The organism is Nocardioides sp., assembly GCF_030655615.1.
GTDB lineage: Bacteria > Actinomycetota > Actinomycetes > Propionibacteriales > Nocardioidaceae > Nocardioides.
Map to the genome: position 1 here is coordinate 1 of NZ_JAURVJ010000155.1, position 21,487 is coordinate 21,487.

The window sequence follows — 21,487 nt, forward strand, 5'->3', positions numbered from 1 at the left end:
CCACGACGACCGCGACGAGCCCCGCCGTACGACGCCGGCGGCGCGTGCGGCGGGCGCGACCGAGCAGCCCCTCGACGTCGGTGGCCAGCGGGCGTCCGTGGTCGTCGGCGGCGGCGTGCAGCCGCTCGGTCAGCAGGTCGGGGAGCTGGGGGTGCTCGGGGCGGGTCATGGGTTCCTCCCGGGGGTGACGGTGTCGTCGAGCAGGGGGCGCAGCGCCCGCAGCGCGTCGGAGGTCTGGCTCTTGACCGTGCCCTCCGAGCACCCGAGCGCCCGGGCGGTCTCGGCGACGGACAGGTCGCCGTAGTAGCGGAGCACGACGCAGGCTCGGCGCTGCGGCGCGAGCTGGGCGAGGGCGCTGACCAGGGCCTCGCTCTCCACCACCCGCTCGGCCGGGTCGGCGGCGGGCCGGTCGAGGTCACCGAGGTCGCCCGGGTCGCCGGGACGCTCGCGGCGCCGCCACGCCCGCCGCGACTCGTCGACGAGGATGCGCACCGTCGTACGGCGGGCGTAGGCGAGCAGCGCCTCGGTGCGCTCGACCCGAGACCAGGCCAGGTAGAGCCGCACGAGGGCCTCCTGCGCCGCGTCCTCGGCGCGGTGCCAGTCGCCGCACATGAGGTAGCCGGTGGCCCGCAGCGGTCCGAGCGCGGACGCGGCGAAGACGCGGAACTCCTCGTCGTGCTTCGCCATCGCTGTCCTCCTCCGCCGGGTCTCAGGAGTCAGACGCGTGCAGCCCGGCGATCGGTTGGGTGGGACTGACCAGGGGCGACCATCGGGTCAGTGCGCCTCGATGGCCTCGCCGTCGCCAGGGGTGCCGTGCTCGGGGAACTCGGCGGTGGCGACCTCCTCCTCGACCAGGCAGGTGCGGCAGAAGTCCTCGCCGAACGGGGTCAGGTGGATGGAGCGGCGGACGACCTTGGCGAACTTGACCGAGTGCATGGCGGCGAGGACGTCGGGCTGGGCCTCGACGACCTGGTACTCCATCGGGTCGCGCAGCGACTCGCGGGAGAACCAGATCAGGCCGAGGCGGAAGAGGTTGTTGAGGTAGGACGGCACCTGGTCGACGTAGCGGCAGCCGGCGCGGGGGCCGATCATCGTCAGGCCCGGCGCGATGAGCTGCGAGCTGACCATGCCGACCGGGCCGCCGGTGCGGACGTCGACGCTGGGCTGCGGGCCCTTGTTGAGCAGCAGCATCAGGATGCGGGCCTCGTCGGGGGCGACCTCGCTCAGGATGCGGCCGAAGGCCGGGTGGCCCTGGTCGGTGCTCCACACGTCGCGCGACTTGTGGAGCAGCTCCTGTCCGCGCTCGCGCAGGGTCGGCTCGGCGTCCTTGTCGTGGTGGGCGCGCGACGACACGACCTGGCCGTTGATGACCTCGGTGACCGGCTCGGGCACCATCCCGCCGAGGGTCGACCCGGCGGAGACGAGGGCCTTGCCGAGCGGGGTGCCGGTCGAGGCGGCGCGGGCGATCTCGCCGACGGCGGCGATCGCGGTCGCGGCCTCGCGGGCGAGGGCGGCCGCCTCGTCGCGGTCGGTGACGGCGCGCCCGACGCGCAGCCAGGCCCTGGCCGACGTACGCACGCCCCACCCGGTCGTGTGCCAGGCGGCGGACGCGGCGACCCGGGCCAGGCCGGGCAGCGACTCGCCGGCCTCGCGGAGCTCGGGGAGCAGGTCGCGGTGGGCGGAGGGCTCGATGGGCTCGACGGGCTCGGCGGGCCCGGTGGGCTCGTGGGGGTGGGACACGTCGTTCATCCTCCCTGGGCGCCGAAGATCGCCAGGTGCAGGAAGCCCCCGGCGGCTCCCATGATCGCGCCGTGGGCGTAGAGCATCCACTCGTCCTCCTTGATGGCCGAGCGCATCATGTCGACGAAGTCGCGGGGCGGGAGCTCCTTGGTGCGGGTCGCGACGAGCACCCGGATCTTGTCGGCCTGGCGGGCGCTGAACTCGGGGTCGCGGAACGGCGTGAGGGTGCGCCCCACGGCCTCCTGGGCGACGGAGTCGCGGATGCTGTCGAAGCGCGAGGCGCCCATCGCGACGCGGAGCGCGCCGCGCGCGGGGCCGGCGGCCTGGTCGATGGCTGGTCGCATGGCCGTCGCGAGCATCTGGCGGGTGCGGTCGCCGCGGGGCCCGTCGAGCAGGAAGTTGCCGATCCGCTCGAGGGTGATGACGTCGTCGGCGATGATCTGGGCGTAGACCTCGGCGGCCTGGCTCTGGCGCTTGAGGAACAGCCCGTGCCAGGTGATCCCGAGGATCTTCTTGGGCTCCGGCGGCTCGAAGATCAGCCACATGCCGAGGGCGTTGGTGATCCAGCCGACGACGACGCCCAGGACGGGTAGCAGCCAGGGCTGGTGGGCGATGCTGTCGATCAGCGCGACGGGGATGCCGAGCAGGAACCCGAAGATGAACCCGAACCGGACCATCATGTCCAGCTCCTTCTGACCGAAGTCGCGGAAGATCCGCACCACCAGGCCGGGGTTGTCCTGGAAGTGGTCGATCACCATGATCTTCGGGTCGAGCAGCTGGTCGATGTGGATGCCGATCTCGGTCGTCACCGTCCCGACGACGCTGGGCAGCTGGGCCTGCACGCGGTGGTAGACCGCCTCCTTCACCGTGGGCGGGAGGTCGTGCCACAGGCGCGGGTACTCCACCTCCATCACCTGGTCGACGAGCTCGGGGATCTCGGGACGGAAGACGGTGACGATGTGCTCGGCGATCTGGTCGGGCTCGAGCTGCTGGTAGAACTCCGCGGGGGTGCCGAGCTTGGCGATCGCCTTGTCGACGGCGATGCTGCCCATCTTGGCGGCGCGGGCGGGCACGATGCCCTGCCAGCCGATCCCGCCCTGGAGCACGCCGGGGACCTCCTGGAGCTTGCGCGGCAGGACCGTCGCGAGCTCCTTCATGCCCGGCACCCGGATGCCGTGGAAGCGCAGCGGGGCGAAAAGCATCACCAGGCCGGACCAGTTGATGAGCCAGCCGATGACCCCGGTGAAGACCGGGATGCTCAGGAAGGCGACCCAGTCGAGGTCGTGGACGTAGTCACTGAGCCACTCCACCGGTCGACCCCTTCGTCGAGGGCGGCCCCATCACCACCACCTGCGCAGACTAGTGCCCGCCCGCACAGCGTGACACGGCGTCACACCTACCTCGTCCCGAGCGTCAGAGTGCGAGCAGCCCGACCCCCACCACGACGGCCAGGGCGAACAGGCCCAGGCCGACCTGGGCGACGTACAGCAGCCGCGCGACGGCGCCCCCGGCCCGCGGCGCGTCGTCGATCCGCTCGCGACGGACCGCCCACAGCAGCGCCGCGCCGAGCCCCAGCAGCGGGGCCAGCGTCGTCCAGTAGCGGGGGCCGGCGATGTGCACGAACGGCTGGACCATCAGCGTGATGATCGCGACCTTGACCAGCACCAGCGACAGCTGGAGGTCGAAGGACCGCCGGGTCACGGCGCCGAGCACGACCAGCATCAGCAGGCTCGCGGGATAGAACAGTCCCGCGGTGCCGACCTCGGCCAGCGGCACGATGCTGTAGGGCGCGTCGTGCCAGCGCAGCAGCGTCGCGAACCGCGCCGGGTTGTAGAAGTAGCGGCCGGCGTTGATGCCGACGTCGCGGGCGTAGGACGTCGACGTCACGTCGCGCCGTGCGTAGGCCGACATCTCGCTGGCGATGTCGACCTCGCTCAGCCCAGCGGCCCGGGCCTGCTCGCGCGAGTAGCGCAGCGGCGAGAACCAGATGCTGCTGCCGGGGTCGCACTCGCCGAAGCAGACCAGGTCGCGGTCGCCGAAGGTGTTGGCGCGCACGGTGGGCACCGAGACGGTCGTGACGACCCGCGCGTCGAGCGCCGCGGACGCACCGATGCTCCAGGGCGCCAGGATCGCGAGGAACGCCACGCCGGCGGCGACGTAGGAGAGCACCACCCGGCCGCGCTCGGCGCGGGCGGCGAGGACCATCGAGACCACGAACGTCACCCCGAGCACGCCGACGACGAGCAGGCTGACGCTCGAGCGGAAGTAGACGGCGACGATCGCGTAGACCCCGAGCGTCACCCCCGCCCGCCACGAGATCGACCCGTGCTCGCGCACCGCGCGCACCATGTCGATGGCCTGGCAGACCATCAGCACCGCCACGAGCCCCGCGGCGCTGTCGCCCCACCCGGCGGCCCCGAAGGCGGCGTACGTCGGCACGAGGCCGGGGTAGACGAGGACCGCGCCGGCCGGGACGGCGCCGAGGGTACGACGGACCCGCAGGGCCGTGACGAGCAGCAGCAGCGTCGTGAGGAGGGCGAGGTAGCCGCGGGCGACCTCGAGGGGTGCGCCCGGGAACACGAGGTAGAGGGGGGTCAGGACGACCGACATGCCGGGCATGAACCACCCGCTGCCGACGACGATCCGGTCCATCTCGCCGGGGTCGGGGCTGCGCAGCCAGACGAGGTCGCGCACGGCGTTGGAGAGCGCGCGCCCGGAGTCGAAGTAGTAGGCCTCGTCGCCGACCAGTCCGCCGCCGGCGACGCCGACGTAGACGACGACCTTGACCAGCACCGTGGCCGCGAACAGCCAGGCGAGCACCCGCGCGGGTCGGCCGAGCCGGTCCCAGCGGTCCCGCGCGCGGGCGGGGGCACCCGCCACGGCGGTGACGGCGGTCGCGGTCGTCACGACCGGTCCAGGAGGTCAGGGGTGAAGCGCTTGGTCGAGTTGGGGTCGTCGCACACCGGGTCGTCGGACTGGACCCCGATCGACGGCAGGTCGAGCACCATCTCGCCGCGGACCACCGCGTCGTCGGGGACGTCCTCGAAGTCGCGCGCCTCGACGTGGGTGCCGTCGGCCACGCCGGCCTCGGCGAGCTGGTCCTCGATCGTGCCGACCGCCTCGGCGGCGTCGACCCGGTCGAAGTGCAGCACCACCCGGCGGTGGATCCCCGCCGCGTCGACGGTGTCGCCGTCGTGCCGCAGCACGTAGGGGAAGTCGGGCACGACCCCGCCCGGCAGCGGGTAGCACCCGGTGGTCAGTCCGTCGGCCGGCAGCAGCGGCCGGTACTGCCCGCTCACCGCGGCCCGTCCGAACACCGGGCTCAGGAACAGCAGCGCCACCCCGACGACCGCCGCCACGGCGGCGACCCGCGCGCGCGGTCGGGTCGGGACGAGGCTCATGGCGCGCTCATCCTAGGAAACGCCGGTGGGGCGCCACACGCTGGTCGACCACCTATAGTCCGGCGCATGCTCGGTGGCGCTTCGAAGTGGGTCGCGCCGGTGGTGTCGTGGCTGGTCGTGGTGGTCGTCGCGGTGGCGACGACGGCGGGCCTGTGCGCGCGCTACCTGACGCCCGACGGGGCGCCGTACCTGCTGCTGAGCCGGGAGGTCGGCGACCACACGCTGCTCGCGCTGCTGTTCCTCGGGCTGTCGCTCGCGGCGTACTCGGTGGTCTTCCTGGGGCTGCGCGCCGTGCTCGACGCGTGGCGCGACGGGCCCGAGCACCCCGCGCCCGCCGGAGCCCGCGCCGGGCAGCTGGTGCGGGTGGTCGACTGGACGTTCGCGCGCTGGTGGCGGGTCTCGCTGGTGCTGGCCGTGCTGTGGCTGCCGTGGTTCCTCAGCTCGTTCCCCGGGCAGCCGAGCCCCGACCCGTCCAACATGATCACCGAGTTCGTCTCGCGCCGCTCCGACTTCGCGGGCGCCTCGCTCTTCGCCGACGGGAGCGGGACCCCGCCCTACGTCGACTACCCGACGTCGACCTACCTGCTCACCGACGGCGACAGCCTGTGGTCCAACCACCACCCGTTCTTCCTGATGCTCGCCCACGGCTCGGTCTGCTCGGTGAGCATCGCAGTGTTCGACAGCCTGGTGCCGGCGCTGGTCGTGCTGTCGGCGGCGTCGGTGGTGCTGACGCTCGTCGCGTTCGGCCGCGCGCTCGCGATCCTCGGTGCGCTCGTCCCCGGCTGGCGGCACCGCGCGCTCGCCCTGGTGGTGCTGGGGCTGAGCCCGCTGATCGCGCTGTGGAGCATGGCCGAGCACAAGAACCAGCTGTTCTGCGCGGCGTTCGTCTGGTGGCTCGCGCTGCTGGCGAGGCTGGTGCACCACGACGGGCCGACGTCGGACCTCGGCCGCCGGTGGTACGTCGAGACGTTCGTCGTCTCGTGGCTCATGGCGGTGACGGTCCAGTTCGGCTGGATACTGCTCGTGGCGCAGACGCTCGCGATGCTCCTCGTGAGGCGTCGGCGCGTGGCCGTGGTCGTCGCGGTCGGCCTGCCGGCCGTGCTGGTCTACGGGAGCATCTCGATCGCCACGTCGGCCGGCGCGCTCATCCCGTCGGACCCGATCGAGACCAAGGGTGTGCAGCTGCAGGTGCTGGCGCTCGTCCTCACCGAGCACCCCGACGCCCTCACCGCCCAGGAGCGCGCCGACCTGTCGCAGGTCTTCGACCTCGACGCCTTCGTCGCGAGCTTCGACCCCTCCACGTCGGACCCGCTGAAGTCGACCGGCCCACTGGAGCGCAAGTCGGCGAGCTTCAAGTACGAGACGGTCGACCCCGACGACTGGCGCACGTTCAACGGCATCGTCGCCGACGTCGCGAAGCGCTACCCCGAGACGGCGGTCGACGGGCTGTTCCTCAAGTCCTACCGCTACCTCGACCCGTTCGACGCGGGCACCGACTGGTACCCGCCCTGGTCGCCGTCCTACGACCGCACCATCGACGGTCATCGCGTCGCGCCGCTGGCCCCCAACCTGACCCTGCGCGGGCACACCCGCGACCGCGCGTTCGACTGCTACGGCGCGTCGGTGTGCCGCCCGGTGATCTCCCACGGCGTCCGGACCGTCGTCGTGGTGCTGCTCCTGGCCGCCGCGATCGGGGTACGACGGCGCTTCGCGTGGCTCTGGGCACTGCCGTTCGCCCTCCAGCTCGCGATCGCTGGCGTCTCGCCGCTGAGCGCCGGGGGCCGCTACGTGCTGGCCTTCACCTACGGCCTCGCGATCGTGCTGCTGCTCCTCGCTATCGAGGACCGTCCTCGCCCGGCGCCACCGGCGCCGGGGTCCCGTCGGGAGCAGGAGCCGGAGCCGGTCGGTCGCTGAAGACCCAGCGGTAGCCGAGGAAGTTCGACACCATCCCGACCGCCATCGCGACCAGCTTGGCGCCCGGCTCGACCAGCTCGTCGGGCAGGTCGGGGGCGACGCCCGAGGCCACGGCGATCACGCCGAGGATGACGAGCGACTGCAGGACCAGGCCCGAGAACAGCGTGACGGCGACGAACCCGACGTAGGCCCTCAGCCCGGCCGACTCGGCCCGGAAGACCCAGGCCCGGTTGACGAAGAAGCTCACCGTCATCACCACGACGGTCGAGATGACGTTGGCGACCACCGGCGGCACGCCGACCGCGACCGCCAGGACCGTGAAGAGGACGAGGTCGAGGGCCGTGTTGGCCAGGCCCACGACCAGGTAGCGGTGGGCGCTGTTCTTCAGCACTCCGCGAGCCGTCAGCCGTGGGTGGTGACGGCGGGCCGCTCGGCCGGCGCGGGCGCGGCGGGCGCGGCGGGCGCAGCAGGGCCGACGCGGACGTTGGCCGGGAGCTGGAGGTAGAACAGCCGGCGGGTCTCACGGGTGCCGCGCAGGACGCCGTTCATGATCATGCCGATGCCGACGAGCAGGGCGCCGAGGACGACGAGGAACGCCGCGAGGAACGCGGTCGGGAACCGCTCGACCAGGCCGGTGTCGAGGTAGTCGGCGACGACCGGGATGCCGAGCACGAGGCCGACGAGTGCGCTGACGAGGCCGGCGTAGCCGCAGACGAGCAGCGGCCGCTCGTGGAGCAGCAGGTGGCCGAGCAGCCCGAGGATCTTGAAGCCGTCGCGGAACGTGCGGAGCTTGGACTCCGAGCCCTCGGGCCGGTCCTTGAACCCCACCGGCACCTCGGCCTGCGGGACGCGCAGGTTGGCGGCGTGGATCGTCAGCTCGGTCTCGATCTCGAACTCCTGCGAGTTGGCCGGGAACGACTTGACGTAGCGCCGCGAGAACGCGCGGTAGCCCGACAGCATGTCGCTGACCTGCTCGCCGAACATCAGGGTGGTGACCCGGTTGAACGCCGCGTTGCCCATCGCGTGGCCGGGGCGATAGCTGCCGTCCTCGGTGTTGGTGTCCACGCGTACGCCGACCACGTGGTCGAGCGGACCCGACACCAGGGTCTCGATCAGGGTGGGCGCCGCGGCCGCGTCGTAGGTGTCGTCGCCGTCGATCATCAGGTAGACGTCGGCCTCGATGTCGGCGAAGGCCCGGCGGACGACGTTGCCCTTGCCCTTGCGGCTCTCGAACCGGACGATCGCACCGGCCTCGGCCGCGACCCGGCTGGTCTGGTCGGAGGAGTTGTTGTCGTAGACGTAGATCTCGGCGTGGGGCACGGCCCGGCGCAGGTCGGCCACGACCGTGGCGATCGTGAGCTCCTCGTTGTAGCACGGCACGATCACCGCGACGCGGAACTCCTCCAGGCTCATGGTCGATCACTGTAGTCAGCGGCAGCCCCGACCCGGAGATCCGTCGCCGGGACTCGCGGGAACACGCAGCACCGTCGATCGGTTGGGCCCGCACGTGAGCGCTCCCGAGATCACCCGCGCCAGCGTCGGCCTCCGCAGCGAGCGCGGGCCGATCCTGCTGGCGGTCATGCTCAGCATCGGGCTGGTGGCGATCGACTCGACGATCCTGGCCACCGCGGTGCCGGCGGTGGTCGACGACCTCGGCGGCTTCACGTCGTTCCCGTGGTTGTTCTCGATCTACCTGCTGGCGCAGGCCGTGTCGGTGCCGATCTACGGCAAGGTCGCCGACCTCTACGGGCGCAAGCCGGTGATGCTGCTGGGCGTCGGTCTCTTCCTGGTTGGGTCGCTGCTCTGCGGCCTGGCCTGGAGCATGCCGGCGCTGATCGTCTTCCGGCTCGTGCAGGGCCTCGGCGCCGGCGCGGTGCAGCCGATGGGCATGACGATCGTCGGCGACATCTACTCGCTGGCCGAGCGCGCCAAGGTGCAGGGCTACATCGCCAGCGTCTGGGCCATGGCCTCGGTCGTCGGGCCGACGCTGGGCGGTGTCTTCGCCGACTACCTGTCCTGGCGGTGGATCTTCTTCGTCAACCTGCCGCTCGGCATCGCGGCCGGCTGGGTGCTGTGGCGCCGCTTCGACGAGAGCGTCGAGCGCCGCAAGCACTCGATCGACTACCTCGGCGCGGTGCTGCTGGCCGCCGGTGGCACGCTGCTCCTGCTCGGCCTGCTCGAGGGCGGGGTCCGCTGGGAGTGGGGCTCACTGCCCGGCGTCGGGATCTTCGTCGCCGCGGCCGCGCTGCTCGCCGTCTTCGTGGCCGTCGAGGCGCGCACCCCCGAGCCGGTCCTCCCGCTCTGGATCTTCCGGCGTCGGGTGCTCAACGCGGCCAACTCGGGGGCGTTCGTCGTCGGCGTGCTGATGCTCGGGCTGACGTCGTACGTCCCGCTCTACGCGCAGGGCGTCCTCGGCCACGGCGCCCTGGTCGCCGGCCTCGCGCTGGCGTCGATGACGATCGGCTGGCCGATCGCCGCCACCACCAGCGGCCGCTTCTACCTGACGATCGGCTTCCGCAAGACGGTGCTGATGGGTGCGCTGTTCGTGATCGCCGGGGCGGCGCTGCTGCTGCCGGTGAGCGCCGACAGCGCGCTGTGGCAGCTGGCCCTGCCGTGCTTCGTGATGGGCATCGGCTTCGGCTACGTCGCCAGCCCCGGCGTGATCGTCGCTCAGTCGTCCGTGGGCTGGCAGCACCGCGGCGTGGCCACCGGCACCAACATGTTCGCGCGGTCGATGGGCAGCGCGGTCGGCGTCGCCGTCTTCGGCGCGATCGTCAACAGCCGGCTGGCCGGCGAGGCCTCGGCGGGCAGCACGCTCGACCTCGAGCACCTGTCGGCCGGCGTGCTCGCGCCCGCGATCCACGCGGTGTTCGTGTGCTCCGCGGTCCTCGCCCTCGCCCTGCTGCTCTCGGGGCTGCTGATGCCGCGGGGCGCGGGCACCGAGGTCCCCGAGGACGCCTGAGCCACCCGCCCCCGGGTCAGGGCTGGAGGTTCTCCAGGTCCGCCAGCAGCGCGGGGTGCGTCGGCTCCCAGCCGAGGGCCTGCCGGGTGAACACGCTCGACGACGGCTGGTCGGAGGCGAAGATCGCCCCGAGCGGCCCGAACGTCTCCTCGGCCACCGACTCGACCGGCAGGCCGAGGCGCCGCCCGATGACCTCGGCGATGTTGCGGACGGCGTCGCCCTCGTCGTCGACGGCGTGCCACGAGCTCCCGGCCGGCGCCGACTCGAGGGCCAGCCGGAACAGCGCGGCGGCATCGAGCGCGTGGACGGCCGGCCAGCGCTGGGTGCCGTCGCCCGGGTAGCCGGACACGCCGGTCTGGCGGGCGATCTGGGTGAGCAGGCCGGCGAACCCGCCCTCGCCCCGGCGGTGCACCGTCCGCGGCAGCCGTACCGCCGAGCTCCGGACGCCGCTCGAGGCCAGCTCGAGGATCGCGGTGACGGTGCGACCGCGACCGCCGACCGGGCCGTCGGTGGGCAGCGGGTCCTCCTCGGTCGAGAGACGACCCGGGACCCAGGGCGTGCCGGAGCACGCGACCAGCGGGCGGTCGCTGCCGACCAGGGTCTCGCCCAGGGCCGTGAGCGCGGCGGTCTCCTCGGCGACGGCGGTCGCGAGCGCCTCGGGTGAGCTGAAGTCGTTGGCGAAGGCCAGGTGGACGACCCCCTCGGACTGCTCGGCGCCCCGGCGTACGACGTCGAGGTCGGCCAGGCTCCCGCGGAGCGCCGTGCCCCCGGCCGCCTCGACCGCCTGCGCGGAGGCGTCGGAGCGGGCGAGCGCGAGGACGGTGTGGCCGTGGCCGAGGAGCTCGGCGACGACGGCGGTGCCGATCAGGCCGGTGCCGCCGGTGATGAAGACCTGCACGAGGGTTCTCCTTGAGTGACGGGACTGATGTCCCATCACCGTAGCAGAGTGATGGGACAAGTGTCGCATCACGTAGGATCACCCCATGGCACGGTGGGAACCAGGGGCACGCGAGCGGATCGTGCTGGCCGCCGTCGACCTCTTCACCGAGCAGGGCTACGACGCCACGACGGTCGCGCAGATCGCCGAGCGGGCGGGGCTCACCAGGAGCACGTTCTTCCGGCACTTCCCCGACAAGCGCGAGCTGCTCGCCGCCGGTCAGGAGACGCTGAGCCGGTTGCTGGCCGAGGGCATCGCCGCGGCCCCCGCGGGCGCGAGCCCGCTCGAGGCGGTCGCCGCCGGCCTCGAGCGCGCGTCCAGCGAGATGGGCCCGATGAACCGCGAGCTCGGTCCGCGCATCCAGGCGGCCGTCGACGCCAGCACCGAGCTCCAGGAGCGGGCGGTCCTCAAGAACGCCGGCCTCGCCGTCGCCGTGAGCGACGCCCTGGTCACCCGCGGGGTGTCCGAGCCGGTCGCCCACCTCGCGGCCGAGCTCGGCGTGCTCGCGTTCAAGCGCGGGTTCGCCGCGTGGTCCGAGAGTGACCGCGACGGCGCCGACCCGCTCGCCCCGCACACGCTGGCCGCGCTCGAGGAGCTGCGGTCCGCCACCACGTCGCTGGGATAGGCACGACCCGTCAGTCCGGCAGGGCGTCGAGCTCGTCCTGGTCGACCCGGTCGCGCGCCGGCGGCGGCTGGGTGGCGACGTCCTCCCCGAAGCCGCTGAGCCACACCGTGCCCTCGGCCCGGCCCTCCGCGTCGACCTGCACGAGGTAGTGCGGCTCGGCCGTGAGCACCGAAGCCACGCTGGAGATGCCGTCGTCGCCGGTGCTGCGCACCCGCACCACCTGCTCGCCGTCCACCTCGTCGGTCCCGAGGGTCTCGTAGTGACGCTCGCCCGTGGAGTCGGCGTCCCCGAAGACGAGGTCGAGGTCGCAGAGGTCGCCGAGGGACTGGGTCTCGACCCAGCGGCCGCGGACCTCGTCGACGACCGCGTCCGCGACGTCCGGGTCCGAGAGGCGCCAGAAGGCCTCGTCGGGCCGGAACCAGATCGTTCCCTCGACGCCGAGGATCGAGGCAGTGCCGTCGTCCTTGCGGATCGAGCCCAGGCAGTTGCCCTCGTCGTCGAGGTGGAGGTCGATGGACGTCGAGACGCCGTCGACGGTCAGGTCACGCTCGAGGAAGAGAGCCCCCGACCCGCGGACGGCGTCCTTGGCGGTCCGGGCGATCTGGTCGGGCGGCAGGTCGGCGAACGCCGTGGGCGGCTCACCGCGGTCGGCGTCGCGGGCCGTGCTGCCGTCGTCGCAGGCGGCCAGGGCGGGGACGAGCAGGGCGGAGGCGGCGAGCAGGAGCAGGGTGTCGTACGTCGTCATGGCGGCAGTCGACGACGAGCCGCTGGGGTGCCGCTGGGGCGCGACTGGGACCCGGGCCAGCCGACGAATCTTCTGGACGGATACCCCTGGCGGTATCGAGGAACGGGCAATACCGTCCTCGTGGGTCCCGACTCGGGTCGGGAGGGAAGCAGGATCCCGATGACGACGAGCAGGTGCTCCCGGTCGGTGCTGGGCGTGGTGGTGGCTGCGTTGCTCCTGGTGGGGCCGCTGGTCGCGCCGACACCCTCGGAGGCCGTGACGAACCGGTGGGCGTCGTGGACGCCGGTGACGGGGTCGTCTAACGACTACGCGCTCCGGATGCTGCAGCGGGCACCGGGGTTCCCGGCGGCCGTGGTGGCCACGGACTCCCGGTCCAACGTGCAGCTGCCCTCGGGCGCGACGTCGTTCCTGGGACCGGGGACGCCGCCGGGCGCGGCCTACGGGACCAGCCAGGGGTCGCCCTATCTCTCGCTCCGACCGAAGGCGGACAACGCGACCTCACCCTCGACCACGACGTACACGTTCGACCACCCGACGCCGGACACCGGCTGGGCGTTCGTGCTCGGCGACGTCGACGCCGACCAGGTCGAGGTCCGCGCCCTCGACGCGAGCGGGGCGACCGTGTCGGCCGCCGAGATCGGCACGTGGTTCCGGGGGACGTTCAACTACGCCGGCGGGGCCGACCTGCCGACCTGGGACGCCGCCGGGTCGACCCTCGTCGGCAACCCGACGGCGGCGGACACCGACGGGGCGTCGGGCTGGTTCGAGCCCGACGTCCGCCTGCGGAGCCTCACCTTCGTCTTCACCCGCCGCGCGGGCTTCCCCGTCTACCAGACCTGGTTCGTCAGCCGCGCCCGCCCGATCGGCGGGACGGTCGACGACGTCTCGGTGTCCGGGGCCTGCGCGGTCCAGGACACCGTGGTCACCCTGGTGTCCCCCTGGGGTGAGGCGCTCACGGCGGTCAGCCCCGACGCGACCGGCGCCTACGACCTGGGCGAGCTCGCGACGCAGGCCGGCTGGACCGTGCGGCTGACGGCGCCCCCGGGCTGCGCCATCGTCGGGCCCGCCGCCCTGCCGGTGGACAACCGGGGCGAGGACGGCGCCCCGGCGTCGCGCGCCGACTTCGAGGTGCGCCAGGTCGTCCCCCAGCCCATCAGTGGCACCGTCGCCGACGCTGCCGGGAGACCGGTCGCGGGGGTCACGATCACCCTCGTCCGGCCGGACGCCACCACCACCGAACGCACGACCGGGTCCGACGGCGGCTACCTGTTCGACGACAACCCGGTCGCCGACGGCTACTCCCTCACGATGACCGTTCCCGACGGCTACGCGCCCGGACCGGGCGGCACCGTCATCACCGGGATCGACGTCGACACGACCGCGGTCGTCGACCAGGACTTCGTCCTGCGCACCCTCCCGGCGGTCACGGGTCGCGTCACCGGGGGCGGCTCCGGCCTCGGGGGCGTCCGGGTCACGCTCACCCCCGTCGGTGGCGGCCCGTCGCGCATTGCGGTCACGCTCGGCGACGGCTCCTACGCCTTCGCCGGGGTCGCGGCCGGCGACGTCACGATCACGGTCGACCCACCCGCGGGCTACGGCGGCGACACCACGCGCGAGGCCACCGTGGGCGCCGCCGACGTCGGCGACCAGGACTTCGCCCTGACCCGTGCCGGCGCCGTGTCCGGCGCGGTGACGGACGAGAACGGGGGCGTCGAGGGCATCCCCGTCGTGATCGACGGACCCGGGCCACCCGCGACGACCGTCACCGACGCGGCCGGCGGCTACTACACCGGCGACCTCGTCGCCGGCGCCTACACCGCCAGCGTCACCCCGCCGGACGGCTTCGACGTCGACGGCAGCGCCAGCCTGCCGTTCGCGATCACGGCGGCCGGGGAGATCCGCGGCGGGCGCGACTTCCAGCTGGTCCAGGAGGTCACCCCGAGCCCGACCCCCACGCCGACATCCACGCCGTCCCCGACCACCGAGCCGTCGGACGGGACCACGACGTCACCCCCGTCGTCGGACGGGAGCGGGAGCGGTGTCGGACCCGACGGCCTGCCCGACACCGGCGGACCTCCGGGCTTCCTGCTCGGCGTCGGCGTGCTGCTGGTCGCGAGCGGCGTGGCGCTGCTGTCGGCGGGGCGGTCGAGGCGGCGCCGGGCGGGACGGCGTACGACGGCACCCGGAGGCACCGGCTGACACCGGACGGTGCCGCGTCAGCGCCCGCGGCGCCAGACGACGACGGCCTGCGACGCCGACGGGTCGCGCAGCACGGGCAGGCGGCTGGGCGGCGCCTGGGCGGCGCGGGCGGTGGCGGCGAGGCGGAGCGCCTCGCGGGCGGCGGCGAGCTCGGCCTGGAGCTCGTCGTTGCGAGCGGCCAGCGCGGCGACCTGGTGCTCGAGCTCGAGGATGCGACGCACCCCCTCGATGCCGATGCCCGACGAGGTCAGGTCGGCGATGGAGCGCAGCAGCTCGAGGTCGCGGTGCGAGTAGCGGCGCCCGCCACCGCCGGTGCGGCCGGGGGTGATCAGGCCGAGGCGTTCGTAGGTGCGCAGGGTCTGCGGGTGCAGACCGGTGAGCTGGGCCGCGACGCTGATGACGTAGACGGGGGCGTCGGGGCCCGGCGGCTGCGTGAAGCTCATCGCGATCCCTCCTGGTCCTACTGTGCGTCCTCGAAGAGCCCGGCGCGCAACGGCTTGCCGGCGGTGGCCTCCCGGTAGGCCTCGAGGGCCTCGCGGGCGGGCTGGTCGAGCACGGCGGGGACGTGCACGACGGCGGTGGCGAGCAGGTCGCCGCGGGTGCCGTCGGCCCGGGTGGCGCCGCGGCCCCGGACCCGGAAGGTCCGGCCGTTGGGGGTGCCCGCGGGGAGCCGCAGGGTGACCGGTGCGCCGCCCAGGGTCGGCACCTTGATCTCGGCGCCGAGGGCGGCCTCGTCGAAGGCGACCGGCACGTCGAGCGTCAGGTTGTCGCCGCTGCGGGCGAAGACCCGGTGGGGGCTGACGGTGACGACGACGAACAGGTCGCCGGCCGGGCCGCCGTGGTCGCCGGCCGCGCCCTTGCCGCGGAGCCGGATGCGCTGGCCGTCCTTGACGCCGGCGGGGATCCGGGCCTGGATGGTGCGCGCGGAGGTGCCGCGGCCACTGCCGTGGCACGTCGGGCACTTCTCGTCGTAGACGAGCTGGCGCCCGCCGCAGCCCGGGCAGGTCTCGTTGATGGAGAACGCCCCGCCGACGCCGGAGACGACGTAGCCGGCCCCCTCGCACTCGGGGCAGATCCGCGGCTTGGTGCCGGGCTTGCCGCCGGTGCCCGAGCAGGTCGGGCAGGCGGCGTCGGACGTGAGCCGCAGCGAGATGGTGACGCCGTCGAGGGCGTCGGTGAACGAGATGGTCGCGCTGGTCTCGACGTCCTGGCCCTTGGCGGGCCGTCGCGGCTGCTGGGTACGCCGGGCGCCCCCGCCACCGAAGATGTCACCGAACATGTCGCCGAAGCCGCCGCCGCCGGCGCCACGGGCCCGGTCGCCGAACAGGTCGTTGAACCCGCCACCGCCGCCCCCGCCGCCGAAGCCGCCGCCGGACCCGTAGAGCCGGCGCATCTCGTCGTACTTCGGCCGCTTGTCGGGGTCGCCCACGACGTCGTAGGCCTCGGCGACGGCCTTGAACTTCTCGAGCCGCTCGTCGTCGCCGGGGTGGGTGTCGGGATGGTTGTCGCGCGCCAGCCGCTTGTAGGCCTTCTTGAGATCGTCGGCGGTCGCGTCCTTGCTCACGCCGAGCACGGCGTAGAAGTCCTTCTGCGCCCACTCGGGCTTGAACTCCTGCTCAGCCATCCCTCCCCCTCTCCGTCGTGTCGGTGTTGTCGTCGGTGCTGTGGTCGGTGTTGTCGTCGGTGCTGCTGATGATGTCGCGGATCAGCTGTCCGCGGGGTCGACGACCAGGACCTGCGCGGCGCGCACGACCCGGTCACCGATCTTGTAGCCGGCCTTGGCCACGACCTTGCACGTCGTCACGGTGACCTCGGGGTCCTGGCCGATGTGGCTGAGGGCCTCGTGGATCGTCGGGTCGAACGGGTCGCCCGCCGTGCCGAACTTGGTGAGGCCGAGCCCCGCCACGGTGCGCTCGAGCTGGTCGGCGACCGTCTTGAGGCCATCCTCGAGCTCGAGGCCCTGCTGCTGGGCCGACTCGCGGGCCCGGTCGATGGTGTCGAGCACCTCGGTGATCGGGGCGAGCGCGGCGTAGGTCGCGTTCTGCTTGACCAGGTCGCGGTCGCGCTCGACGCGGCGCTTGTAGTTGAGGTACTCGGCCTGCAGTCGCTGCAGGTCGAGCGTGCGCTCCTCGAGGGCGATCCGGGCCAGGGTCAGCTCGTCGTCAGCCGGCTCGGTCGTCTCGACCTCGTCGACCGGCAGCGGCGCCTCGACCTCGGTCGGTCCCTGAGGAGGGCGCTCTGCGCCCGTCTCGAAGGGCTCGTTGGCCATCTCCCCGTCGGGGAAGGGCGTCGGCTCGACGCCCTCCCCCGCCGGCGTGACGTCCTCAGGACGCTCGGTCACTTGTCGTCGTCCGCAGGCTTCTCGTCGTCGACGACCTCGGCGTCGACCACGTCGGCGTCGACGATGTCGTCGTCGGCCTCACCGGTGGCGCCGGTCGACCCGCCCGCAGCGGCCTGGTCGGCCTCGGCGGCGGCGTACATCGCGGCGCCCATCTTCTGGCTCGACTCGTTGAGCTTGGAGACGCCCGCGGTGATCGACTCGGAGGACGCCTCGGCGTCCTCGAGCGTGGCCTTGAGGCTGTCGACGTCGGCCTGGACCTCGGTCTTGACGTCCTCGGGGATCTTGTCGCCGTTGTCGCCGAGGAACTTCTCGGTCGTGTAGACGAGCTGGTCGGCCTGGTTGCGGGCCTCCACGGCCTCGCGACGCTTGGCGTCCTCCTCGGCGTACTGCTCGGCCTCCTTGACCATGCGGTCGATCTCGTCCTTGGACAGCGCGGAGCCGCCCGAGATCGTCATCTTCTGCTCCTTGCCGGAGCCCTGGTCCTTGGCGGTGACGTGGACGATGCCGTTGGCGTCGATGTCAAAGGTGACCTCGATCTTGGGCACGCCACGGGGGGCCGGCGGGAGGCCGGTCAGCTCGAAGTTGCCGAGGGCCTGGTTCTGCGCCCACAGCGGGCGCTCTCCCTGGGCGACCTTGATCTCGACCGACGGCTGGTTGTCGTCAGCGGTCGTGTAGGTCTGCGACCGCTTGGTCGGGATCGTGGTGTTGCGCTCGATCAGGACGTTGAACTCGCCGCCCTTGGTCTCGATGCCGAGCGACAGCGGGGTGACGTCGAGGAGCAGGACGTCCTTGACCTCGCCCTTGAGGACGCCGGCCTGCAGGGCCGCGCCGATGGCGACGACCTCGTCGGGGTTGACGCCCTTGTTGGGCTCCTTGCCGCCGAGGAGGTCCTTGACGACCTCGCTCACCGCGGGCATCCGGGTGGAGCCGCCGACGAGCACGACGTGGTCGATCTTGTCGACCGCGACGCCGCCGTCCTTGAGGACGTTCTTGAACGGCGCCTTGGTGCGGTCGAGCAGGTCGGCGGTGAGCTTCTGGAACTCCGAGCGGGTCAGCTTCTCCTCGAAGTGGAGCGGGCCCGACTCGCCGTGGGTGATGTAGGGCAGGTGGATCGTGGTCTCGCTCGACGAGGAGAGCTCGATCTTGGCCTTCTCGGCCGCCTCCTGGAGGCGCTGCTTGGCGATCTTGTCGGCCGCGAGGTCGACGCCGTTGGCGTTCTTGAACTTGGTGACCATCCACTCGACGACCTTGTTGTCCCAGTCGTCGCCACCGAGGTGGTTGTCGCCCGAGGTCGCCTTGACCTCGACGACGCCCTCACCGATCTCGAGCAGGGACACGTCGAACGTGCCGCCACCGAGGTCGAAGACGAGGATCGTCTGGTCGTCGCCCTTGTCGAGGCCGTAGGCCAGCGCGGCCGCGGTGGGCTCGTTGACGATGCGGCTCACGGTGAGGCCCGCGATCTCGCCGGCCTCCTTGGTGGCCTGGCGCTGCGCGTCGGAGAAGTAGGCCGGGACGGTGATGACCGCGTCGGTCACCGTCTCGCCGAGGTAGGCCTCGGCGTCGCGCTTGAGCTTCTGCAGGACGAACGCGCTGATCTGCTGGGGCGTGAACTTCTTGTCGTCGATGTCGACGGTCCAGTCCTCGCCCATGTGGCGCTTGACGGACCGGATGGTGCGGTCGACGTTGGTGACGGCCTGCCGCTTGGCGACCTCACCGACGAGGACCTCGCCGGACTTGGCGAACGCGACGACCGAGGGGGTCGTGCGCGCGCCCTCGGCGTTGGCGATGACGGTGGGCTCGCCGCCCTCGAGGACCGAGACGACGCTGTTGGTCGTGCCGAGGTCGATGCCGACAGCTCGTGCCATGGTGTGTTCCTCCGTGTGTCTGGGGTGGTGTCTGGGTGGTGTCTGGGTGGTGCTGCTGGGTGGGGAGTCAGGGAAGTTGAGTCCCGGTGGCTCAAGTCTGACACAGGGTCCAACCGACGTCCCACCGGGGTTGTTCCCGACCCGCCGTACGCTCCTGGCGTGACCTCGCCCGCGCTCCCGCAGACCGCTCCCGGGACGTCGTACGTCGACTTCCTGCGGGCCCTGGCCGGGCCCGGCGCCGAGGGCCGCGACCCCGACGACGTCATGCGCGAGCTGCAGGCGCGGCTGGCGGGCTTCCGCCAGCAGTACAAGTTCGGCATCGACGAGGTGCTGACCAAGATCACGATCCTGCGCGAGGAGTTCGAGGAGACCCACGACTACGGCCCGATCGAGCACGTCAAGACGCGGCTGAAGTCGATGGACAGCCTGGTCGCCAAGATGACCCGCCTCGGGGTGGCGCCCGACCTCGACGTCGTGCGCGCGACCATCCGCGACATCGCCGGGATCCGGGTGACCTGCGCGTTCGTCGAGGACACCTACCGCTTCGCCGAGATGCTCACCCGGCAGCCCGACCTCACCGTGCTCGAGACCAAGGACTACATCCGCTCCCCCAAGCCCAACGGATACCAGAGCCTCCACATCATCGTCGAGGTCCCGGTGTTCCTGTCCGACCGCACGGTGCACGTGCCCGTCGAGCTGCAGATCCGGACCATCGCGATGGACTTCTGGGCCAGCGTCGAGCACCAGATCTACTACAAGTACGACGGCGCCGTGCCGTCCGACCTCAGCGAGACGCTGCGCCGCGTGGCCGGCATCGCCACCGACCTCGACGACCAGATGGGTCGGCTGCGCGACGAGATCCGCACGCTGGCACCGGGTGCTCAGGCACCGGGTCCTCAGGCGCCCGGATAGAGACGGAAGCCGCTCATCCGGCGGTGCGCGAACCCCTCGTAGAAGCCGTCGGCCCGGCCGTCGGCGTCGGTGACCAGGTCGATCCGCGCCGTGCCGGTGGCCTGGAACGTCGCCACGAGGAGCAGGCGGGCGATCCCTCGGCGCCGGTGGGCGGGGTGCACGGCGAGGAAGCTCAGGTGCGACTGGAGCACCCCGTCGCCCAGCGCCTGCGCCCAGCCGACGACGCTGCCGTCGTCCTCGGCGACGTAGGACGACGAGCCCGGCGCGGTGCACACGCGACGCACGACCTCGGGGTCGGTGAGCGAGGGCCACTGGACGGTGGTCGCCAGTCGCGCCACCGCGGCGGCGTCCTCGGGCTCGAACGGCCGCACGTCGACGCTCATGGACCCGACGGTACGGCGGCCACCAGCTGGCTCACCAGGGCCGCGGTCGCGGGCACGCCGTCGGCGCCCGGACGGAACGCGAGCCCCACGTGGCGGCGCCCGAGCGAGGTCATCGGGACGACCCGCACGTCGGGGTGGCGGTAGGCGGCGAGGGCCGACGCCGGCAGCACGGTGACGCCCAGGCCGCGGGCGACGAGGTTCTGGACGACCACGTAGTCGTCGGTCGTGTGCCGCACGGTCGGGGTGAAGCCGGCCGCCTCGCAGCAGGCGACGAGGTGGGTGCGGCAGCGCACGCAGCCGCCGATCCAGTCGTCGTCCGCCAGGGCGGCGAGGCCGCGGCGACCCGGCCCGCGGCGCCCGGGGGGCACGACGAGGTGGACGGGCTCGGTCAGCAGCCGGCGCCAGGTGAGGGTCCCGACCCCCTCGGGTGGACCGTCGTACCCGAAGACGAGGGCGAGGTCGGCGTCGCCCGCGGCCACCGCAGCCAGCGCCTCGGGTGGCTCGGCCTCGTCGAGCCCCACCTCGACCTCCGCGTGGGTGGCGGCGAGCGAGCTGACGGCCTCGGGCACGAGCGTGGCGGCGGCGGACGGGAAGGCGACCAGCCGGACGCGCCCGGCCCGGAGCTGGGTGAGCGCGGCGAGCTCCTCCTCGGCGGAGTGGAGCTCGGCGGCGACGACGTCGGCGCGGAGCAGCAGCGCCCGGCCGGCCTCGGTGGGCGTGACGCCGCCGGGGCCGCGCAGCAGGAGCGGGCCGCCGGCCTCGCGCTCGAGCCGGGCCAGGTGCTGGCTCACCGCGGGCTGGGTCCAGCCGACGGCGCGGGCGGCCGCGCTGATCGAGCCAGCGCGGGCGACGTCGCGGAAGAGGAGGACACGGCGAGCGTCGAGAGCCATAGGCTGAGGTTATGCCCTGTCCCAGGAGGTCAGGGATTCCTTTGCACCTCGATCCGCGGGAGGGTGACGACATGAAGACGATCGGGCTCATCGGCGGCATGTCCTGGCACTCCACCGCGACCTACTACCGCCTCATCAACGAGCAGGTCGCGGCACGCCTGGGCGGCCACGCCTCGGCACGGATCTCCCTGCAGTCGCTGGACTTCTCCGAGGTGCGCGACTGCCAGGTGCGCGGCGACTGGGCCGGCTCGGCCGCGCTGCTGTCCGAGGCGACGCGGCGCTGTGTCGCCGGCGGCGCCGACCTGGTCGGGCTGTGCACCAACCTGATGCACAAGAACTTCGCGGCCCTCGAGTCCGCCGCGGGTGAGTCCGGCGTGCAGGCCGTCCACATCGCCGACGCCGTCGCCGCTGTGGCGAAGCGCGAGGGCTGGACCACGCTCGGCCTCCTCGGCGCCCGCTGGGTGATGGAGGAGACCTTCTACGCCGATCGCCTGGCGCTGCACGGGATCGAGGTCGTCGTGCCCGACGAGGCCGGCCGCGAGCTGGTCGACCGCGTCGTCTTCGACGAGATCA

Annotated in this window: 21 protein-coding genes; 6 read left to right on the forward strand and 15 right to left on the reverse strand. The window is 72.8% G+C overall.

Annotation, left to right across the window (positions count from 1 at the left end):
• Positions 1 to 165: 165 nt before the first annotated feature.
• The 5 genes from Q7T52_RS12840 to Q7T52_RS12860 all read right to left on the reverse strand — a co-directional run bounded on the left by Q7T52_RS12840 (position 166) and on the right by Q7T52_RS12860 (position 5,141).
• A complete protein-coding gene (locus Q7T52_RS12840) occupies positions 166 to 687 on the reverse strand; it encodes a SigE family RNA polymerase sigma factor (protein ID WP_304803079.1) in 522 nt (173 codons plus the stop codon).
• Positions 688 to 774: 87 nt separating this feature from the next.
• The gene (locus tag Q7T52_RS12845; protein ID WP_304803081.1) at positions 775 to 1,740 is read right to left on the reverse strand and encodes an Abi-alpha family protein; all 966 of its coding nucleotides are present in this window, start codon (positions 1,738 to 1,740) and stop codon (positions 775 to 777) included.
• Between the two features lie 5 nt (positions 1,741 to 1,745).
• Positions 1,746 to 3,050 carry a hypothetical protein gene (locus Q7T52_RS12850; protein ID WP_304803083.1) on the reverse strand — a complete coding sequence of 435 codons (1,305 nt, stop codon included), beginning with the start codon at positions 3,048 to 3,050 and terminating at the stop codon, positions 1,746 to 1,748.
• Between the two features lie 103 nt (positions 3,051 to 3,153).
• The gene (locus Q7T52_RS12855; RefSeq protein ID WP_304803085.1) at positions 3,154 to 4,647 is read right to left on the reverse strand and encodes a hypothetical protein; all 1,494 of its coding nucleotides are present in this window, start codon (positions 4,645 to 4,647) and stop codon (positions 3,154 to 3,156) included.
• A complete protein-coding gene (locus Q7T52_RS12860) occupies positions 4,644 to 5,141 on the reverse strand; it encodes a hypothetical protein (RefSeq protein ID WP_304803087.1) in 498 nt (165 codons plus the stop codon). Before Q7T52_RS12860 ends, Q7T52_RS12855 begins: the two co-directional genes overlap by 4 nt.
• Positions 5,142 to 5,207: 66 nt before the next feature.
• Between Q7T52_RS12860 and Q7T52_RS12865 the strand changes: the two genes are divergently transcribed.
• Complete coding sequence (locus Q7T52_RS12865; RefSeq protein WP_304803089.1) at positions 5,208 to 7,055, forward strand: DUF6020 family protein; 1,848 nt, start codon at positions 5,208 to 5,210, stop codon at positions 7,053 to 7,055.
• Here the strand turns inward: Q7T52_RS12865 and Q7T52_RS12870 are convergent.
• Both Q7T52_RS12870 and Q7T52_RS12875 read right to left on the reverse strand, forming a co-directional pair.
• A complete protein-coding gene (locus Q7T52_RS12870; RefSeq protein WP_304803091.1) occupies positions 6,976 to 7,446 on the reverse strand; it encodes a GtrA family protein in 471 nt (156 codons plus the stop codon). The genes Q7T52_RS12865 and Q7T52_RS12870 overlap by 80 nt on opposite strands.
• 11 nt (positions 7,447 to 7,457) lie before the next feature.
• Positions 7,458 to 8,468, reverse strand: coding sequence for a glycosyltransferase (locus Q7T52_RS12875; protein ID WP_304803093.1), 1,011 nt, complete (start codon positions 8,466 to 8,468; stop codon positions 7,458 to 7,460).
• 94 nt (positions 8,469 to 8,562) lie between these two features.
• Here Q7T52_RS12875 and Q7T52_RS12880 point away from each other — a divergent pair, with 94 nt between their 5' ends.
• Entirely contained in the window at positions 8,563 to 10,017 is a 1,455-nt protein-coding gene (locus tag Q7T52_RS12880; protein WP_304803095.1) for an MDR family MFS transporter, read from the forward strand.
• A gap of 16 nt (positions 10,018 to 10,033) precedes the next feature.
• Here Q7T52_RS12880 and Q7T52_RS12885 read toward each other — a convergent pair whose 3' ends face one another.
• Positions 10,034 to 10,915 carry an SDR family oxidoreductase gene (locus Q7T52_RS12885; protein WP_304803097.1) on the reverse strand — a complete coding sequence of 294 codons (882 nt, stop codon included), beginning with the start codon at positions 10,913 to 10,915 and terminating at the stop codon, positions 10,034 to 10,036.
• 85 nt (positions 10,916 to 11,000) lie between these two features.
• Here Q7T52_RS12885 and Q7T52_RS12890 point away from each other — a divergent pair, with 85 nt between their 5' ends.
• Positions 11,001 to 11,579, forward strand: coding sequence for a TetR/AcrR family transcriptional regulator (locus Q7T52_RS12890; RefSeq protein WP_304803099.1), 579 nt, complete (start codon positions 11,001 to 11,003; stop codon positions 11,577 to 11,579).
• Positions 11,580 to 11,589: 10 nt separating this feature from the next.
• On the opposite strand, the gene Q7T52_RS12895 is transcribed toward Q7T52_RS12890, so the two are convergent.
• Positions 11,590 to 12,324, reverse strand: a complete 735-nt coding sequence (locus tag Q7T52_RS12895) for a hypothetical protein (RefSeq protein ID WP_304803101.1) — start codon at positions 12,322 to 12,324, stop codon at positions 11,590 to 11,592.
• A 159-nt stretch (positions 12,325 to 12,483) separates the two neighbouring features.
• Between Q7T52_RS12895 and Q7T52_RS12900 the strand changes: the two genes are divergently transcribed.
• The gene (locus Q7T52_RS12900; protein WP_304803103.1) at positions 12,484 to 14,523 is read left to right on the forward strand and encodes a carboxypeptidase-like regulatory domain-containing protein; all 2,040 of its coding nucleotides are present in this window, start codon (positions 12,484 to 12,486) and stop codon (positions 14,521 to 14,523) included.
• Between the two features lie 17 nt (positions 14,524 to 14,540).
• Here the strand turns inward: Q7T52_RS12900 and Q7T52_RS12905 are convergent, their stop codons facing one another.
• The 4 genes from Q7T52_RS12905 to dnaK all read right to left on the reverse strand — a co-directional run bounded on the left by Q7T52_RS12905 (position 14,541) and on the right by dnaK (position 18,729).
• Positions 14,541 to 14,966, reverse strand: a complete 426-nt coding sequence (locus Q7T52_RS12905) for a heat shock protein transcriptional repressor HspR (protein ID WP_304803105.1) — start codon at positions 14,964 to 14,966, stop codon at positions 14,541 to 14,543.
• 17 nt (positions 14,967 to 14,983) lie between these two features.
• Positions 14,984 to 16,147, reverse strand: a complete 1,164-nt coding sequence (gene dnaJ, locus Q7T52_RS12910; RefSeq protein WP_304803107.1) for a molecular chaperone DnaJ — start codon at positions 16,145 to 16,147, stop codon at positions 14,984 to 14,986.
• Between the two features lie 81 nt (positions 16,148 to 16,228).
• A complete protein-coding gene (gene grpE, locus Q7T52_RS12915; RefSeq protein ID WP_304803108.1) occupies positions 16,229 to 16,864 on the reverse strand; it encodes a nucleotide exchange factor GrpE in 636 nt (211 codons plus the stop codon).
• The gene (gene dnaK / locus Q7T52_RS12920) at positions 16,861 to 18,729 is read right to left on the reverse strand and encodes a molecular chaperone DnaK (protein ID WP_304803110.1); all 1,869 of its coding nucleotides are present in this window, start codon (positions 18,727 to 18,729) and stop codon (positions 16,861 to 16,863) included. Before dnaK ends, grpE begins: the two co-directional genes overlap by 4 nt.
• Before the next feature lie 159 nt (positions 18,730 to 18,888).
• On the opposite strand from dnaK, the gene Q7T52_RS12925 reads away from it, so the two are divergent.
• The gene (locus Q7T52_RS12925) at positions 18,889 to 19,641 is read left to right on the forward strand and encodes a GTP pyrophosphokinase family protein (RefSeq protein WP_304803112.1); all 753 of its coding nucleotides are present in this window, start codon (positions 18,889 to 18,891) and stop codon (positions 19,639 to 19,641) included.
• On the opposite strand, the gene Q7T52_RS12930 is transcribed toward Q7T52_RS12925, so the two are convergent.
• Both Q7T52_RS12930 and Q7T52_RS12935 read right to left on the reverse strand, forming a co-directional pair.
• Complete coding sequence (locus Q7T52_RS12930; RefSeq protein ID WP_304803114.1) at positions 19,626 to 20,024, reverse strand: GNAT family N-acetyltransferase; 399 nt, start codon at positions 20,022 to 20,024, stop codon at positions 19,626 to 19,628. The genes Q7T52_RS12925 and Q7T52_RS12930 overlap by 16 nt on opposite strands.
• Positions 20,021 to 20,914, reverse strand: a complete 894-nt coding sequence (locus Q7T52_RS12935; protein ID WP_304803116.1) for a LysR family transcriptional regulator — start codon at positions 20,912 to 20,914, stop codon at positions 20,021 to 20,023. The genes Q7T52_RS12930 and Q7T52_RS12935 overlap by 4 nt, the downstream gene beginning before the upstream one ends.
• 71 nt (positions 20,915 to 20,985) lie before the next feature.
• Here Q7T52_RS12935 and Q7T52_RS12940 point away from each other — a divergent pair.
• Positions 20,986 to 21,487, forward strand: a 502-nt coding sequence (locus tag Q7T52_RS12940; RefSeq protein WP_304803118.1) for an aspartate/glutamate racemase family protein, incomplete at its 3' end; no start/stop codon positions are given.